Here is a 17,281-nt window from a genome sequence, read left to right on the forward strand (position 1 = left end):
TACACATATCAAAACCGTCTCTCGATAAAAATTAACGATTTATGAAACACCCTCAATTAATTCGTGATGGTTCTTATGAATTCGGCAAGCCTCTTGATATTAATGTTCAAACATTGATTGGTGAAAATGGCGAAGTAATTGTATCACCACACGCTGACGAATGGATTGCAGGTACGCTTAAAAAGATAGTTGGACGGTGTGGATTCCAATTTCCCGTCAACCGATCAAAACTGTTAGATCCGCCAGATTGAAAAGGCATGCAGACACAATGAAGAGATGTCCGAATGTGTGATCGCTGCAGATGTGAAGCTTTAGGAATGTACAACCACTAAAGGTTCCCGACAACGATCCAGTATAAAATCATAGCAAATCCCTAAATCCCATAAATCACAGTTCAGACCATTAACCCCAAAAATCCGCGCAATCCACGTCATCCGCGAAAATCAGCGATTTGCGGCGTACGTGAAGAAACCCCCAAGCAAAAACCCCAAATGCGACCTGCATTCAGACAATTAACGGCTGATCGCTACATCAAATCCCCATACGGAGCGCAACCGCAGCGAGCAGAATCAACAACGAAACCACACCCATCAGACTGGATATAACTGACATCTGCGAGCGGAGCGGCTTGATTTCGGGTGGAAGCTCTTCAAGTGTCGGATCTAAATCCTCTATCGCTGCCGCCAAGCGGGGTGCGAAAATCATACTGTGCAAGACCGTGAGGATAATCAACACGAAGAAAAGTCCGATTTTGATGAGAAGGGTTCGCATAAACGCATCAGAGATTGGACTTGCGGAAGTGATGTCAACGGAGAAAAAGATGTTAACGATGCCGGTAAAAAATAGCACACCGATACAACCCCAAACAACAGGCTCAAAGCGTTTGCCAATCTGCGTCAAGAGTCTGATACGTTCGACAGGTGGTAGGTTCTGTCTGAAGTGCGGGACAATCACCATCGCTAAAATGAGGTTACCCCCGACCCATACAACAGCGGCAATAACGTGTATCCAGAGAACCAAGAGAGAGAATATATCCATAGTATCCATATTAGCAATTCCTTATAGAGTTATCGGTTATCGATTATCAGTTATCGGAAAGTTTTATAGTAGATTTTGAAATTACTTATACACTTGTTTCTTACCAGAGCAGCGTTTGTAGTAGGGCAATTCATTGCCCGTCTCTTCAAAACGTGCGCAAATAATTACGGGCTCTACTATAAATGCCTCGCAGTGACCCTAAAGTGGTTAACAACTTTAGGATACTTCGCAACTTTAGATACACTCGCAAACTTTCTGACCGCTGATAGAAACTTCTTACCTGACGGCTAATTCGCTGATAACTGCTTCGGCGCGTGCGATTAACGTGCGACGCTCGTTCGCCGTGAGCGGCACGGGTGCGAAGCGATGGTAATCACATTTCGTAAGGAGATCAACGAGCTCTTCAAGTGTAGCCTCGGGGACACCGGCTTGCACGCAGACCTCGCGCGCCGTGTCAATATTGCGTTGTGCCAACCCAAGTGTGTCCTCAAGATATTGATACAATGTCTGTGCGAGTGTATTCGCAAACGCCGTCGCTGCATCTGTAGCATCGTTGCGGGCGAGTGCTATAAGCGCATCACGTGCTTCTGAAATAGGCGGTGCGGTTTCCGTTTCCGCCTGTCTTCCGCTGCGTCCTTTCGGTTCGTTGTTGTTAACCGGCACCGTTCCGGTCGTCGCGTTTACTGCCGTATCCGTAGCCCTCTGAAACCTAACACGGTACCAGAGAAAACTTGCAACCAACACACCGAAACTCAGCACCACCAATAATACTATCCATATCCACCACCGTGAAGACTCGGTATCAACAACACCAACGGCATCATTCGGATTTGGACGCACGGAGACAGGAATAGGGTTCGTCTGTACCGTTGCATAAACCGCCCGGCTTGGATCGAAGTAGATATAGGCAATAGCAGGGATACGCAGCGTTCCCGATCGAGCAGGAATTAAGGCATACGCGTAAGTTCGAGTTGTCGGTGCAGAGCCTTCAACGAGGTTGGGTCCGTTCACAACAACACCCGGTATCGCTGGCAGTTGAGGTGCTGTGACCGTTTGCATGCTGCCCCGTCCAGAGATCTGCACGGACAACGTCAGCGCACGTCCCGCTTCAATAGCACTCCGATCCGCATAAGCGGAAATTTGGTATTCGCCGACGGCACCGCTGAACTGCGAAGGCTTTCCAGTTTCGGGCAGCGGTTGGACAGTCAATTTCAAGGGGTTCGTTTTCAACGTCTTACGTCCACGAGGAATCGGGAGTATTAATGTTGCAGGTTCGATGACAAGTTGTCCTGTCCGCTGTGGATATAACCGGCGCACCTGTTCCTGCACCCAAAATGTTCTCCCACGAATCCGCTGCGTCTGTGGGGACAGCGGTGGGAGTTCCTCAACTAAGAAGTCGGGGAACGTTGGGAGCTGTGGGGTTGGCGACGCTTGCGTCGGCAGCACCGCGGTATAGAGATAGCGAAAGGTATATGTCAGCGGGGCATTGAGATACGGTTCGGCGGTACTCACCTCGGCTTCAACTTGATGAACGCTCCGCGTCGAAACATCCGTATAAGTGTTGGCACCACTGACGCGGATGGACCCGGGATTCGCGAAATAGGTGTTGCCTTGGTAGGCAAAACGGACATCGGAGAGTGAAAAGTCGCCGATTGCCTGTGGAATCAGTTCATACGCCCACGCCATAGAAACGGCAATCTTATTTGATTCCAATCGGGGTGTCGTTTCGGAATGTAGCGGGACCGCGAGAAACGCAGGCAGGAAATTGAACTTCGGTGCCTCAATGTGCGCGATAGCGGTATCCCCTGAAAGCGTGAGGTCCAACCGTGCCTTCTCGTCAAGCTGAATCTGACGTGGATTTACCACAGCAGCGACATTGATAATAGGCTGCGCAGCCGCTGCTACCAGACACAGGTCAGTGGTGAGAAGCCCGGATAGGCAGAGAAGTACCGTGAAAATAACACGGATCGTTTTTCTTTGCGGTTTACCAATCCTTCTCACGTCGAGGTCCGCTCTTGCGCTGTTGCTGCAGTAATTTTTGCCGTAGCCTATTTTCATTCTTACCAAAACGTTTGAGGAGTTGAAGTGCCTCCGCTTCGCCAATATCGTCCGGTTTAGTTTGCGGTTCCGCGTTTTTATTCGCACGCTGCTGTTGTGCTAAATCCTTTTGTTGTTGCGCGAGTCGAAGCGCCAATGCAAGGTTGTGTTGGGCATCAGTATCCTGTGGGTTCAAACGGAGCGAGTGCCTGTAAGCATCAATAGCGCGCCCGAGATCACCGGTTTTAAATTCGGCATTTCCCAAGTTGTAATAGATATGTGCCAGATTTAGCGTCCGCTCGGTTTTTCCACTGTGCCTTGCCAACGCTTCCCGAAACGCCTGTCCTGCTTCGCCAAACCTACCGCTTCTATAGAGTACAGTGCCGAGATTATAATAAGCGACCGGATTATTAGGCTTCTGAAACGTCGCCTCTTGAAAAGCGATTTGTGCCGCGTTATAGTCTCCTTGCAGATACGCCTCGTGCCCGGTGTTCATCCCGCGCGACCAACCGCCGATCCAGCCGACGAGCACAGAAGCGAGTAAAATTAAGAAGCAGATAAGGCATGTATGTCGCATAGGCCGAGTTAGGGTAGATGCTGTGGAAATATTTTAACGTGCCAATCCGGATTTGTCAAGTTTAATAGTTGTCAGAGGGGATAGTTATCAGAGAAAATAGTTATCAGTTATCAGTTATCAGTCTGGGTTTGGATTCATTAACGTCTTTTTGTTACGGTTGTTTCCCAAATCCATAACAACGCTTACAAAGAGATGATAGACTATCAGAAACCTCTTAACTGAAAACTGACGACTGACAACCGATGACGCCTTTAACTGAAAACTGACAACTGAAAACTGATAACTATTAAAAAAATAAGGCGCGCCGTAAGAAGCGCGCCTCGAAAAAATAGCGATAATAGATGGCTATTTCCGCTTGATGTCTGCCCAGGTTGTAGTCAACTTCCCGGCAGGTTCAACGGAGGTCAGCGGTGCGATTTCATCGAAGAAACTCTGCTTATCCGTTGCGTCTTTCGGGTAAATAGTGACTGCGTCATGGGTTGCATCATCAAAGTGCAGGTTGAAATATGCGGAACCGCCAGATTCGCCGCAGCGATACAGGAGTACGTTCCCGCCTTTTTGCAACTCGACTTCAACATTGTGAAGAATCGTTCGTGCCGCCCCTGTCCATCTGGAGTTGTTGTGCCATTTCTCGCCGTTAATCCAGATGTGGGCATGGTCATCGTGTGCAGGAGACATGATAGAGGTCATAGCACTCGGCGCGTCAATAACAATAACCGCATAGGTTTCGATATTATCAGCAGGACCGTCTCTGTTCATGTTGTTCCCATCTGCGGGATCAATTTCAAAGACCGTCCAAGCACGTGTGCCACCGTGGTCGTCTCCCCATTCCACATCAATATCTTGTGTCATGAGCAAGCCTGCCATAGTTGAAAGCGAGGCATCGGTAATTTGTCCGCCGGTACCTTCTGCTATAACGTCAACGAGTGCGGAAGCTTGAAAACCACCATTGTTTTCATAGTTGCCATCGGGCCCATACCACTTCGTAATCCAGTTTTCATTGTCAGCGTGATCTTCTCTCAGATCGTCCCCGTTCGGGTCTGGGTCTTCCAAGTGTGCGTCTTCAGCCAGTGGGCCCCCTTGGATGAGGTCAGCCGCAAATAGATACTGCGAGCCACTGATAACGAGTGTGAAAACAATTGCAATCGTAAGTGTGAGAATGCTAAATTTTTTCATTCTATATCCTTTTTTGTAGACTAATAGTTAAGAGTCCTAAGTTAAACGACAACGTAACTTAGACTTCTCTGTAGATTAATAACGTTGAAACAGCGTTCAACATTACAAATTATTATAATATCTCAACGAAAATTTGTCAATAGAACTATTAGGACTTACGCATCCCGCTTTAGAGTCCCCCTGATAAGGGGGATTTAGGGGGTTTATAGTGAAGCCCATAAATAAGTGAACATCTTTGTAGCATAAACTTTTAGTTTGTGCCAGTCTGAATGCCTGTTATAGGCATTTAGACTGTTTGAGAGTGCCCAATTAATTATAGGTTTTACTATAAAAGACGGAAATTCCAACTTTTTGCATAAGTCCTGACTATAATGAACGCGAGGAAGGACTTCGGGTTCACTAACGGTTTTGCTTAATATCTGCCCAAGTCGTTGTCAACTTCCCTACAGGATCGACATCAAGGACACCAGCGACTTCGTTAAAGAAACCCTTCTGATCCTTCGATTTATTCGGGTAAATTTTGGCTTTGTTGTGGGTCTCATCATCAAAATGGAGGTTAATATACGCGGAGCCCCCGGATTCACCAACCCGATAGAGCACTACATTGCCACCCTTTTTCAAATCGACTTCGACATTGTGAAGGATCGTTTGTGCGGCACCCGTCCATCTGGAGTTGTTGTACCACTTTTCGCCGTTAATCCAAATTTGGGCGTGATCGTCATGTGCGGGGGACATGATGGCTTTTCTCGCTATAGGCGAGTGAATAACGATCATTCCATAAGTATCAATGTTATCCACGGGGCCACCGCGGTTCATGTTGTTCCCGTCTGCCGGATCGAGTTCAAAGACTGTCCATTTTCGTGTCCCGCCGTTCCCAGCTTTCCACTCCATATCAAAGGTCTTTGTAAGGTTCAAGCCTGCGGCTGTCGAAAGTTTGGTTTCCGTGAGTTTACCGTTGGTGCCTTCATCAATAAGATCTCTCCGAGAAGAAGCCTGAAAACCACCGTTGTTTTCATAGTTGCCATCGGGACCATACCACTTCGTAATCCAATTTTTGTTGTTAGCGTGGCTTTCTCTCAGACCGTCGCCGTTCGGGTCTGGATCTTTCAGGAGTTCGTCGGCCTTCAGGGGGCCCCCCTCGATATCGTTCGCTTGCGCGAACACAGTGTGCGAAGTTCCAATAACCAGTGCAAAGACAATCGCGATTGCGAATGTCAGTCCATAAACAATTTTCATTAAAATTTGCCTCCTTATAGACAATTCATAAAAATAGCAGGCTTTAGGAACCTACTATTTTGTGAGCAGATTTTGAATCCGAATGTAATTGGGATTCATAATAGGATTTATCGCTATGTATATAGTATACATTCTAAACGATAATTTGTCAAGAAATAATTCGCAGCTGCTACACACCACACCCATTATTTTTTATTCGGTTGGATAAGCATCTAAAGCGGTTTGCCACTTCGTGAGCTGCGCGACGCGTTGTTCGGGGTCCGTGGTCATTTCAAGCGGTCTGCCGCGCGTATCAACAACCAAACCAACAACACCGCCTATCGCCTCGGTTTCAATGGCGTTCCCGTTCCCCGCCCCGAGATCAAACCGACGTGCAGGTTGGAGCTTCAATGTCGCTTTCTCGCCCAATGGCAGCGGGTAGCGACGGAGTTCACCGAACTGAATGTCTTCACGTGTTGACGGTATATCTTCACCACTGATTTCGATAGTCAGACACTCATCGCCAGTATGCCCTTTACCGATCGGAGCAATAGCGGTGCCTAAGTGGATAAGACAGTCGCGTTCAAAGACGTGTGTAGCCGCTTCAGGATTGACTTGCGCAAGCACACCGAGTTGGGGCATCATGAAGATGCTGTCAACGGCGAGATGGGTTATGCCTTCGGGTTGAAACGCATCTATCATCATGAGCATCGCCTGCTGCCGACGCGGCGCGTGCGATAAAACGCCACCGCTTCCGATGAGCATATCCAAAGCAAGCATATTCACAAGCGTCTGACCACTTTCCGCCTGATCAAAGGCTTCAGAGATCGTGCGCTGTTGCTGCACACCCCGCAACTCAACTGCGAGTTGTTTGTGCTGTTCAAAGGCAAGTCTGAGCGCCTCACGCGCAATCGCTTGCTCCAGGATTAACTCTTGCAAGGTTTGCGGAATCGTTGTCGGACGAATCATCTTGTTCTTGACACGATTACGCAGATCCCCCACTTCAATATCGAACGGTACCCATCGGAGCACGTTTTCCAAACCGGCTTCAGCGAGGACATTTGAGACACTGTAACTCATACCGAGGTTCGCACTCACGGTCCGGTTAAAGATCGGTGCTGCCTCTTTATTTTTAAAGACAGAAAAGACATCCGTCGTTGCACCGCCGATGTCTACACCAACCACTTCAATATCCTGTTGTGCAGAGACCGTCTGGATGATTTCACCCACTGCCCCAGGGGTCGGCATAATCGGGGCATCTGTCCAGTCGATGAGTCGTTTGTAACCCGGGGCGTGCGCCATGACATGCTCAAGGAACTGTTCCTGAATTTTATGGCGTGTCGGCATCAGGTTTTCACGCTCTAAAACGGGACGCAGGTTATCTACCGTCTGGAGTGCCATGACATCTTGCAAGCGTTCCTGAATCGATTCTCGTGCGTCTATATTCCCAGCATAGATAAGAGGGAGTTCATAAGCGATACCGAGCCGTGGTCTCGGACGTGCAGCGGCGATAATCTCAGCCAATTCAACGACGTGTGAAGTCGTCCCACCGTCAACCCCGCCAGAGAGGAGTAACATATCAGGTCGGAGATGTCGAATGCGCTCGATTTTTTCATGTGGAAGCCGTTTGTCGTTAGAAGCGATGACATCCATGACGATCGCACCAGCACCGAGCGCAGCACGTTCCGCGCTTTCGCCTGTCAGGTTACGGACAACACCCGCTACCATCATCTGCAACCCACCTCCAGCACTACTCGTCGAAATATAGACATCAACACCGGTGTCCCCGCTTTGTGGTTTTATGATAACACCGTTATCAAGGAGTTTGCGTCCAGCAAGTTCCTCAACTTCGGTGATGGCGTTAATAACGCCTGCGGTTACATCTTCGACAGGTGCCTCAACAGTAGTAGGTGCTTCACCACGCACGATGAGTTGATACTCGTCGCCGCGTTTTTCAATCAGAATCGCCTTGGTAGTTGTGCTGCCACAATCCGTGGCAAGAATAGAGCGGATATCGCCCGCTGGTTTGTTCATATAATTCGTCTCCTCTTTCCGATTTTCCCCAGACCCAGTAGGGTTTTTGCTTGGTGTCTTTGATAGGGGTATTTGATAGGGTGTTTCTGCGTATTTCTGCGTATTCTTCACGGTTTGCAACCGCACCGGACTTCCGGCTTCCATCAACTATCAGGACGCATAGGTTTCTTCTGTCCGTCTGACAGCTGATAAATTAGAGCTTTACTGGCTTTACACACCGAAATCCGAAAGTGTAGTCCGAGTGCAAAGCATCATACGATGATCGAGAGTAGACACGCACATGTATCGGTTCAGTGTTAGGCTCCCAATCCGTATCGTAAGCACCGCCGCGTATGACACGCCTATTTTCAATAGTCGTGAAGTTATTTATAATATCCTCTATACTGCCACCAGCAACTGGGTTCCGCCGCGGTGAATTCGCATAGAAATCCTCTTCATACGCATCGAGAACCCATTCCCAGACATTACCCGACATATCATATAAACCGTAGGCGTTCGCTGGATATGTCCCGGCAGATTTGGGACTACCAAACCTATTTCCGTAGTTTGCCATATCGCGATTTAGTTCATTGCCCCAAGGATACTCTTTTCCCTCCAAGCCGCCGCGGGCTGCTCGCTCCCATTCTGCCTCCGTCGGTAAACGCTTGTCTGCCCACTTCGCATACGCCATTGCGGCGTGCCAATTCACCCCGGTAACAGGTTCATTATCTTTACCCGCAAGTACGCTGTCCCCTTTCCAACTCGGGAAGTAAGTGGCGATATGACGGTTTTTTGCTACAACTGCCTCTTTTTGCCAGTCTGGGTTCGCAGCGACAAACGCTTTAAACTCCGCATTTGTCACCTCTCGGACATCCATATAGAATGCGTCAACATAGACAGTATGTACAGGTTTTTCGGAGGCATCCGCTTCAGCGTCATTACTCCCCATCTGAAACTCACCTGCTGGAATCAGTACCATTCCCTCTGGCACCTTCGGCGGTTCACCGTCCCCACTTATTGTGAAAACTAAAAGCAAAATTGGGAACAACGCGGTAAGAAATTTAATTTTATTTTCATATTTCATCAGACATTAGTATCCCAATTGCCGCAAGTACTCCCGATTCACTGTCATCCGTTCTTCATCTGAACGGTCCTCGACCATACCCGGGCACGCCGTAATCCACCGATCATAATTGAGTTCCGCTAAGGTAGACATGATGCCTGGAAAATCCATCACATTTCCAGCACCCACATCAACCCAATCCACATCGTATGAGCTATCATCTCCGCCAGTGTAGCCGGAATAATCTTGAAGGTGGACATAGACGAGGACATCGCTATAACGCCGAATGGACGCAATCGGATCATAGCCCCAGAGTGCGGAATGCGACACGTCTATGCATAACTTGCACTTCCGGAGCAGGCTCATATATTTCGCCCAGTCGTCAATCGAATCAACGGTGGTGTTCGTGTGGATATGGTAACAAACATCCAATCCGTACTGTGCAGCGTATTCCGCCCAATCTTCGGAGACATCGGCAAGTGCTGCGAGGTCGGAACTATCAACAGGACGATCTTGCGGTTTGCCTGCGCCCATGAACATGAAACAGTCGGCTTCGACTTCTGCTGCGAAATCAATCCTTCGTTTATTGAGTTCCATCTGTTCCGGGTTTTTGTCGATCGGCAGCCCACGTGCTGTAATCGCAGCGATAGGCAGATCAACATTATCACAGACCTGTCGGATCCGCTGCGGTGTTCCGACCCAATCCAAGGATTGACGCATCTCCCAACCGTCCCAACCTGCGTCCTTGAGTTGCGTCAACAGTTCTTCAAAATCAGGTTGTTGCCAGCGTAACGTGCTATATCCAAATTTGAAACCCATAGTGTTCCTCCTATCTTGGTTGTCAGTTATCGGTTATCAGCAGTCGGTAAAGAGGTTTCTAATTAAACCAAACGCCTCCTTTACATTATAACACAATTGCAAATAAATTGCAGTTTTCAATGGTTATTATAGTGAACCTAAAAATAAAGAGACACTTTACCTCCCCCCGGTAAGGTTTTTGATAGGGTGTTTCTTCGCGGTTTCCTAACCGAACCGGTGTGGAGTGTCCTGTTAATTCTAAACTTTACTATAGTTTTCAGTTTTCAGTTAAAAGAGTTCTTGTGGCAGTTGAAGTTACTGGTCAAGCAACAGCAAACCTCTTTAACTGACAACTGACAACTGACAACTACTGACGACTGAAAGGTTTTTCGGAGAAAAACCGTACTGAAAACTGACAACCCTTAAAAAATAAATTGCTTGCTATATAACAGCGGGTTTTGTTAAACTATAGCAGTAAAACTTAGGGATTTTGAAATACCCATTTTTAAGGAGAAAATATGGATAAAGTGAAACTCGGTTTTATCGGGACCGGCGGTATGGCAGGTGCCCACATGCGCAACCTCAAAGATAACTTTGAGGATGTCGAATTTTCTGCGATGTGCGATATTTCGGAAGACCGCGCCAAGGCCCGCGCCGAAGAGTATGGCGGAAACGCTTATACCGACTACCGTGTCATGTACGATAAAGAGGATTTGGACGCGGTTTATATCTGCACACCGCCCTTTGCACACGGCGAACAAGAACGCATCGCTTGTGAACAGGGCATCGCAATGTTTATTGAGAAACCGATTCATTCTGAACTCGAACCGGCAATTATCATCAACGAAGACGTTGAGCGGAGTGGGGTCATCACGAGCGTTGGTTACCATTGGCGTTATGGTGGCAACGCGCAGAATGCGAAGGCGATGCTTGAAGAACAGCCACAAATTCTCGGCGCACTCGGCTACTGGATCGGCGGTATGCCCGGTACGCCCTGGTGGCGGGTTCGCGCACAATCCGGCGGACAGCACGTCGAACAGACAACGCATATCTTTGATCTCGCACGGTTCCTCGTCGGTAGCGACGGTAAAACCGTACACGGTGTCGCCGCAAGTGGTAGCATGACGCACATCGAAAACTACGATGTAGACGACATCAGCATGGTGAACATTGAGTTTAAGAACGGCGCAGTCGCGAATATCGTCTCAAGTTGCGCCATGGAAGGCTTCGGTCGTGTCCATCTTGAAGTGTTCACCCGTGGACTCGTTGTCACCGTTGGCGGTCCGAATAACGTCAACCGAGGGGGCGAGACAGAACCGCTCTCCGGCGACGGTGGGGCAGACAGAGACCGGGTCTTTATTGATGCTGTAAAAACAGGTGACGCCTCTAAGATCCTATCGCCTTATAGCGACGCCTTAGAGACGCTCCGCATCATGCTCGCAGCAAGCACCTCCTTCTGCACCGGTAAGGCTGTTGATCTGTAAAACTTGAACTTTGAGGGACGGTTCCACTACCGTCCCAATGCAAACTCAATACAAAGAAGAAAGAGAGAATTATGCCAATTAATCAATCCATCTGTTTTGGCGGTTTTAGTCGGGGTAGAGACCCTGTAGAGGTTATCAAGAAAGCCGCTGACATCGGTTATAAATCTGTTGAGATGCTTCCCGCAGAATACTGGTCCGTCGTGCAAGACCACGGGATGCGGATTGCGATTATCGTAGGGCACGCGTCCCTGCCGTCCGGATTGAACGATCCAAGCAACCATGATCGGATAGAGGATGAAATCCTCAAGAACATCGACATCGCAGCGGAAAACAATATCCCCGGACTCATCTGTTTCTCCGGTAATAGAGAGGGTAGATCAGAAGAAGAGGGACGCGATAACACAATCGCAGGGTTGTCCCGCGTCACGAAATATGCTGAAGAAAAAGGGATTAACCTCTGCGTTGAACTCCTCAACAGCAAAGTCAACCACCCCGATTATCAATGCGACACGACAGCGTGGGGTGTTGAAGTCTGCAAGGGTGTCGGTTCACCACGGGCGCAGCTCCTCTACGACATCTACCACATGCAGATTATGGAAGGCGACCTCATCCGTAACATCACAGACTACAGCGATTACATCGGGCATTACCATACTGCCGGTAATCCGGGCAGACACGACCTCGATGACGAGCAGGAGATTTACTATCCTGCCGTGATGCGCGCCATTGTAAACACCGGATACGAACTCTACGTAGGGCACGAATTCGGTCCCAAAGGTGATGCCTTTGACGCCATGCAACACGCGTATGACGTATGTAACGTCTAATTAAAGTCCACAGTGTTATAGGGACAGGTCTCCCTATATCTGTCCCTTTTTTCCCGCATCGAATGCAGACGGGGTTTGCAACCCCCCGCTACTTAACCGAACACCACATATAGGAGGAATTCTAAATGAGAACCCTAAATTGGCTCATACTCACAACACTCATAGTGACTGTTTACCTGACATCGGTCGCAAGTGCTGGTCTGAATGACGGTTTACTGATCTATTTGCCTTTTGACGACCGTTCAGGACAAACTGCTGCTGATGAGAGCGGAAATGGCAACGCCGCTAAACTTATTGAGGGTGCCAAATGGAAACCGAATGGCGGTAAGATTGGCGGTGCTGTGGCACTTGATGGTGCGGGTGCTGCCGTTGAAGATGCGAAAGGTGGAGACTATATCAACGGACTTAAGGCTTTTAGCATTTCTGTTTGGGTAAAATCTGATTCCGTTGGACACGATAGAGGTATTGTCTTTGGTAAGGACCCTGCTGGCGGCGATGATGTTTTCGGATTCCGCTACGATGCCGCAAGTTGGGCAACGAAAGGTGGTACGAATCTCGTCAAGGGCGCAATTACGACAACGGGTGGCGGTCAAGCGTATGAGGGTAAAAGCGATGTGCAAACGACTGACTGGCAACACCTCGTTTTTACTTGGAAAAGTGGTGAAAAACTGGCACTCTATATTGATGGCGAGCTTGATGATGATCCTATACACAATGACGATGGTAAACAGGGAGAAATCTCTGGTGCCACCAAATTAATCATTGGTAAAGGGGCAAAGGATAATAATGGCACATCGTGGCCTGGACTCATAGACGACCTGCGCATCTATGACAGAGCACTTGATGTAGCAGAAATCGAGCAGTTGGCGAGCGGTATTCTCGCCGTCGAAGCGGACGGCAAGTTAGCAACCACTTGGGCACACCTTAAGCACAGATAAGTCGATAATAGTATGTAGCGCGCGTTTGGGTTCCCCAATACGCGCGCGCTCCGAAATGACTGTGTTCAAAGCTGGAAAACACGCCGAAGAGGTATCCATAAATGCCAACACCAAAAGAAGTCTTTGATAATCCTCTGCAGTATCTTGATTTCCTTAAGTCTGCTGATTTTGAAGGGCAGTATTTTGAACGTAAAGAAGTTCGCATTGATACCAACAATCAAATCAATACACTGAAGGACAAAATCAAACAGTGTATTTCCGCCTTCGCGAATCGAAACAGAGAAGGTGGGATCTTAGTGCTTGGGATCACAGATGAGGGGAATATCAAAGGCACACAGCATGTTGATGAATCGACGATGAATAGTATCTTGCAAGTTATCCGGGATTTAAATAACCACGCGACACAGGTGCAAGACCTGGAATTACCAAATTCAAACGGAAGACAATTACATATTCTTTATACCCCATGGACACCGAATGCAATTTGTGGAACGGTTGGCGATTTTCCAAAAGCATGGAAAAGGGCTGGGGCACAAAACCTTGCCTTGACGGAACCAGATAGGGAGCATCTTAAACGGGAAAAAAGAATAGTTGATTTTGAAACATCCTACTGCTGCCCCTATGATCCCGATGAACTTGATATAAAAGTGGTCGAAGAGTTTAAGAAGGCTTACCTTGAAGCAGCAGGCGCGGAGTACGATTATACAACAGAAGAGATTTTGCACCGAGCCGGTGCACTGATAAAAGAGAAAAGGGGATATGCATTTACAAACGCAGGTTTTCTGTTTTTTTCTTCAAACCCTCGGAGGCTTTTTGCAAGTGCGTATGTAAGAGTACTACGCTTTGAAGTGGATGTGGAGGAGTCTCGAGACCGAGGCGCGACAACTTTTGATAAAGATTTCGATGGAGCACTTCCAAACATTATCCGTAAACTTCAAACCTTTTTCAAAGATTCGGCTCTTTTTCGGACGATGATAAGGCGAAGCTCTCATGGAGGATTCATTGAGGACCCTGAGTATCCACTCTTGGCAGTTGATGAAGCCCTTATAAACGCTGTTATTCATAGAGACTATGGGGCTACCACAGCGATTCACAGTATCGCGTACCGGAATGGTCTGGTCGTGGAAAATCCAGGCGGCATTCCTCAACCGGTTCCACAGCACTTCAGCCTTTCGGATACAGTCCTTGATTCTGTTCTGCGTAATCAGAGAATTGCCGAGTGGATGCGTCTTTTGAAAGATGAACGCGGACAGCCTTTGGTGCGCGCCTTGAGAGAAGGCACGAGAAGAATGCTTCAAGAAATGGAAAAAGTAGGGCTACCAGCCCCACATTATGAAACGACTTTTGTGAAAACTTCTGTGACACTCTATAATCGTTTTGAAGAGAGACTGGAACCCCACGCATACACACGTACTAAAGAAACACGGGATAACACACTTGCAACATCTTCTGAACAAGGCAGCGTAAAGAAGGCACTGCGTTCTATCGGTGAACGTCTCGCCAAAATCGAATAAAAATAAAGCGAATCTATAACATTGGTATGAATCGTTAAATTTGCTATTTGAAGGTGCTATCGTTGAAATAGGCATTGTATTTGACGAAAATCTGTGCTAAAGTCAGGACATATTAAGGAATTTATCTCATAATAGAATATCCAGACAGAATTAGATAGTAAGGACTAAATGAAAACACACCTCCTTGAAAACCTCCTCGGTTGTAATATAGAAGATACACTTGCTGCGATTTCAGCAGATACTACTGCACTTGAAAATCTCCTTTCCACACTTCCCGCAGACACACTTGAACACCAACTCACACCGCAATGGGTAGTCCTCGCTGCTGGTAAAGGCACGCGGATTGATCCCACGGGACGTTTGAGCAAAACGTTGGACATCACCTTCGGGGAACAGAACACGCTCCAACACGCACGACGTTACTTGCCCGGCAGTCGTTCTGATATTGTTGTCATCAATTCACAGATGGCATCGCGTATTGAGAACAACGAATCTGCAGAGCAGTTGTTAGGTCCCAATGCTACTTTTTGTATTCAAGAAGAGATGAACGGCACGGGTGGCGCGCTGCAAGCAGCTCTTCCAGCACTTCGAGACTCCGACGCTGAGTGGATCGGGGTAGCGTTCGGTGACGAACCCTTTTTGGAGCGCGAGATTTTCGCACAGACACTGCTCTCACATTTTCTCTCCGGTGCGGATGTTACACTCTGCGGCAAAATCCCTGAAACTGTTGAGGATAAGGGCGGACTTTTCTTTGATGCTGAAGGCAGACTCACACGGACCAAAGAGTGGTACGATATGACAGAAGCCGAAAAACAGGAGATGTGGGACCGCTGGCACAATGGTGAAGCATATACTAACACAGGTATCACACTTATTCGGAAAAGTGTGTTGTTAGAACGGATACATCGGTTGGAACCCCACGCAAATCGGAACGACGAACTCCACCACGTCGATCTCATTCGCCACTGTTACGAAGACGGGCTGAAAACGAACGCCTTTATCTATCGCGGCGAAGTATTGTCTGGCGTGAACCGCTGGTCGAATGTTTTATCGGGCGAAGCAGCACTGTATGCACAGGTTCGGGAATCCCTGGCGCGAAAAGGCGTTCGCGTCGATCCGAATGCCCAGATAACATTGGCAGGTGATGATATTGAGATCGGTACGGCGTGCTATTTTATCGGTAGGGTGCATCTCGGTGAACAGGTGCAGGTTGGCGACTATTGTAGACTTGAAAACGTTACGTTGCTGGGTGCAACAAGGGTAGGAAACGCTGTCGGATTGCAGGATGTCTCCGCGAACGATACGACCTTTGAACCAAACCCACTCCCAGAAACACTGGCAGCACCCGTACGTGGACTCGCGACAGGCAGCACGATCAAAAACGCTACATTCGATGCAGCGTGCATCGGCACGGATGTTCAACTTTCGGGAATTGTGGCGCGCGGAACCGTAATTCCGTCCAGTGTCGTTCTGACGGATCGGACGCTCGGTGTCCCACCCGCACAAGTCCCGCCTGCTGTACCAAAGCCACTATTCGATCAGATTGTGCCGTCGGATTACATTCCTGGGGTCTTCACTTTCGGAGAAAAGAAGGAATTACCGGATTGGGAGAACCTCCGGCAACACGTACAATCGCATAGTGCTGCGGAACTCATTCCGCGTGCGACGCGCGATCCGCAGTTACAGCAGACGACTTGCGATGCTGTAAAGACCCTCTTGGATCTGCGACGCGCAAACTCTGATTACCTCATTGAATCGCTCACACCAGAAGAACTCTGGGGAAGTATCTTCGAGTTGGTAGCACTCCATACCGGCAATCCGAATCCATATCATCATGATAAACTCAAAGCGCGGCAGACTGCGCTCGACCTACTGCCGGAGTTTTGGGATAATAATTGGCTGACACGTCTAAAACTGGTTGTCGCTGGAAATATCATCGACTATAGCAGCGAGCGAGTTGTTAAAAAATTAAAAGCGAATCCCGATTACTTTTCTGAAGCTCTACGCGCAGCGGTCGAAACCCGTTTCACTATTGACTGTTACGAAGCATTCCGCGAAAAAGTGCTTGAAGGGACACCGCAGCACATTCTCTGGCTCGCTGATAATGACGGAGAAGTAATATTTGACATCGCTTTCATTCAGGATCTTGTCGTGTCTGGACACCAGATCTCTGTTGTTGGGAAAGCAGACAACGCCAGTAACGACGCGACGGTGGCAGACCTGCATACAATCATCAACTATCCACAATTTCAGGAACTTCAGGCAGCCCTTCGCGACGGTACGCTCCAACTGCTGTCGTCAGGTGCGGTAACGATCGGGAGCAATCTCTATCAGGCGACTCCAGAATTCATTAACGCCCTGTCAGGAGCAGATCTTGTTATTTCAAAAGGACAGGGGAATTTCTATACCACACCGGGATGGGGAAAGGATACCTTCTATCTTCTACTTTCCAAGGGTTTGACAGCAGAACGGAGTACCGGTGTTGTGGCGGATCGGAATTTGCCGATTGATGGGATGATTTTGGCTTATGTGCCAGCAGGCACAAAACGGGACGCGCCTTTGTTGGATATTTGTCGGGAATGGACGACGGAAAGCTAAAGT

The 17,281-nt window shown here is 48.4% G+C and carries 14 protein-coding genes; 6 read left to right on the forward strand and 8 right to left on the reverse strand.

Annotated elements, in window-relative coordinates:
• Positions 1–41: 41 nt before the first annotated feature.
• A complete protein-coding gene (locus tag OXH00_22195) occupies positions 42–251 on the forward strand; it encodes a hypothetical protein (GenBank protein ID MCY3743735.1) in 210 nt (69 codons plus the stop codon).
• A gap of 280 nt (positions 252–531) precedes the next feature.
• Here the strand turns inward: OXH00_22195 and OXH00_22200 are convergent, their stop codons facing one another.
• The 8 genes from OXH00_22200 to OXH00_22235 all read right to left on the reverse strand — a co-directional run bounded on the left by OXH00_22200 (position 532) and on the right by OXH00_22235 (position 9,938).
• The gene (locus tag OXH00_22200; protein ID MCY3743736.1) at positions 532–1,047 is read right to left on the reverse strand and encodes a CopD family protein; all 516 of its coding nucleotides are present in this window, start codon (positions 1,045–1,047) and stop codon (positions 532–534) included.
• A 267-nt stretch (positions 1,048–1,314) separates the two neighbouring features.
• Complete coding sequence (locus tag OXH00_22205; protein ID MCY3743737.1) at positions 1,315–3,039, reverse strand: BatD family protein; 1,725 nt, start codon at positions 3,037–3,039, stop codon at positions 1,315–1,317.
• Entirely contained in the window at positions 3,023–3,652 is a 630-nt protein-coding gene (locus tag OXH00_22210; GenBank protein MCY3743738.1) for a tetratricopeptide repeat protein, read from the reverse strand. Before OXH00_22210 ends, OXH00_22205 begins: the two co-directional genes overlap by 17 nt.
• Positions 3,653–3,997: 345 nt before the next feature.
• On the reverse strand, positions 3,998–4,828 hold the full coding sequence (locus tag OXH00_22215; protein ID MCY3743739.1) for a hypothetical protein: 831 nt from the start codon (positions 4,826–4,828) through the stop codon (positions 3,998–4,000).
• A 399-nt stretch (positions 4,829–5,227) separates the two neighbouring features.
• On the reverse strand, positions 5,228–6,064 hold the full coding sequence (locus OXH00_22220; protein ID MCY3743740.1) for a hypothetical protein: 837 nt from the start codon (positions 6,062–6,064) through the stop codon (positions 5,228–5,230).
• Positions 6,065–6,256: 192 nt separating this feature from the next.
• Positions 6,257–8,077: a glutamate mutase L gene (locus OXH00_22225; protein ID MCY3743741.1), complete on the reverse strand. Its 1,821-nt coding sequence runs from the start codon at positions 8,075–8,077 to the stop codon at positions 6,257–6,259.
• 193 nt (positions 8,078–8,270) lie between these two features.
• Entirely contained in the window at positions 8,271–9,140 is an 870-nt protein-coding gene (locus OXH00_22230) for a formylglycine-generating enzyme family protein (GenBank protein ID MCY3743742.1), read from the reverse strand.
• Between the two features lie 6 nt (positions 9,141–9,146).
• Positions 9,147–9,938: a sugar phosphate isomerase/epimerase gene (locus OXH00_22235; GenBank protein ID MCY3743743.1), complete on the reverse strand. Its 792-nt coding sequence runs from the start codon at positions 9,936–9,938 to the stop codon at positions 9,147–9,149.
• Positions 9,939–10,435: 497 nt separating this feature from the next.
• Here OXH00_22235 and OXH00_22240 point away from each other — a divergent pair, with 497 nt between their 5' ends.
• The 5 genes from OXH00_22240 to OXH00_22260 all read left to right on the forward strand — a co-directional run bounded on the left by OXH00_22240 (position 10,436) and on the right by OXH00_22260 (position 17,278).
• Positions 10,436–11,401: a Gfo/Idh/MocA family oxidoreductase gene (locus OXH00_22240; protein MCY3743744.1), complete on the forward strand. Its 966-nt coding sequence runs from the start codon at positions 10,436–10,438 to the stop codon at positions 11,399–11,401.
• 71 nt (positions 11,402–11,472) lie between these two features.
• A complete protein-coding gene (locus OXH00_22245; GenBank protein MCY3743745.1) occupies positions 11,473–12,228 on the forward strand; it encodes a TIM barrel protein in 756 nt (251 codons plus the stop codon).
• 125 nt (positions 12,229–12,353) lie between these two features.
• Positions 12,354–13,166, forward strand: a complete 813-nt coding sequence (locus tag OXH00_22250) for a LamG domain-containing protein (protein MCY3743746.1) — start codon at positions 12,354–12,356, stop codon at positions 13,164–13,166.
• Between the two features lie 101 nt (positions 13,167–13,267).
• On the forward strand, positions 13,268–14,680 hold the full coding sequence (locus tag OXH00_22255; protein MCY3743747.1) for a putative DNA binding domain-containing protein: 1,413 nt from the start codon (positions 13,268–13,270) through the stop codon (positions 14,678–14,680).
• A gap of 168 nt (positions 14,681–14,848) precedes the next feature.
• Positions 14,849–17,278: an ARMT1-like domain-containing protein gene (locus OXH00_22260; protein ID MCY3743748.1), complete on the forward strand. Its 2,430-nt coding sequence runs from the start codon at positions 14,849–14,851 to the stop codon at positions 17,276–17,278.
• Positions 17,279–17,281 lie beyond the last annotated feature (3 nt).

This window comes from Candidatus Poribacteria bacterium, from assembly GCA_026706025.1.
Lineage (GTDB): Bacteria > Poribacteria > WGA-4E > WGA-4E > WGA-3G > WGA-3G.

What these genes read in the sequence shown, in the direction of transcription:
- OXH00_22255 (MCY3743747.1), top strand. Translation starts at nt 13,268, where the DNA reads ATGCCAACACCAAAAGAAGTCTTTGATAATCCTCTGCAGTATCTTGAT.
- OXH00_22225 (MCY3743741.1), bottom strand. Translation starts at nt 8,077, where the DNA reads ATGAACAAACCAGCGGGCGATATCCGCTCTATTCTTGCCACGGATTGT.
- OXH00_22260 (MCY3743748.1), top strand. Translation starts at nt 14,849, where the DNA reads ATGAAAACACACCTCCTTGAAAACCTCCTCGGTTGTAATATAGAAGAT.
- OXH00_22250 (MCY3743746.1), top strand. Translation starts at nt 12,354, where the DNA reads ATGAGAACCCTAAATTGGCTCATACTCACAACACTCATAGTGACTGTT.
- OXH00_22245 (MCY3743745.1), top strand. Translation starts at nt 11,473, where the DNA reads ATGCCAATTAATCAATCCATCTGTTTTGGCGGTTTTAGTCGGGGTAGA.
- OXH00_22210 (MCY3743738.1), bottom strand. Translation starts at nt 3,652, where the DNA reads ATGCGACATACATGCCTTATCTGCTTCTTAATTTTACTCGCTTCTGTG.
- OXH00_22200 (MCY3743736.1), bottom strand. Translation starts at nt 1,047, where the DNA reads ATGGATACTATGGATATATTCTCTCTCTTGGTTCTCTGGATACACGTT.
- OXH00_22215 (MCY3743739.1), bottom strand. Translation starts at nt 4,828, where the DNA reads ATGAAAAAATTTAGCATTCTCACACTTACGATTGCAATTGTTTTCACA.
- OXH00_22220 (MCY3743740.1), bottom strand. Translation starts at nt 6,064, where the DNA reads ATGAAAATTGTTTATGGACTGACATTCGCAATCGCGATTGTCTTTGCA.
- OXH00_22195 (MCY3743735.1), top strand. Translation starts at nt 42, where the DNA reads ATGAAACACCCTCAATTAATTCGTGATGGTTCTTATGAATTCGGCAAG.
- OXH00_22230 (MCY3743742.1), bottom strand. Translation starts at nt 9,140, where the DNA reads ATGAAATATGAAAATAAAATTAAATTTCTTACCGCGTTGTTCCCAATT.
- OXH00_22235 (MCY3743743.1), bottom strand. Translation starts at nt 9,938, where the DNA reads ATGGGTTTCAAATTTGGATATAGCACGTTACGCTGGCAACAACCTGAT.
- OXH00_22240 (MCY3743744.1), top strand. Translation starts at nt 10,436, where the DNA reads ATGGATAAAGTGAAACTCGGTTTTATCGGGACCGGCGGTATGGCAGGT.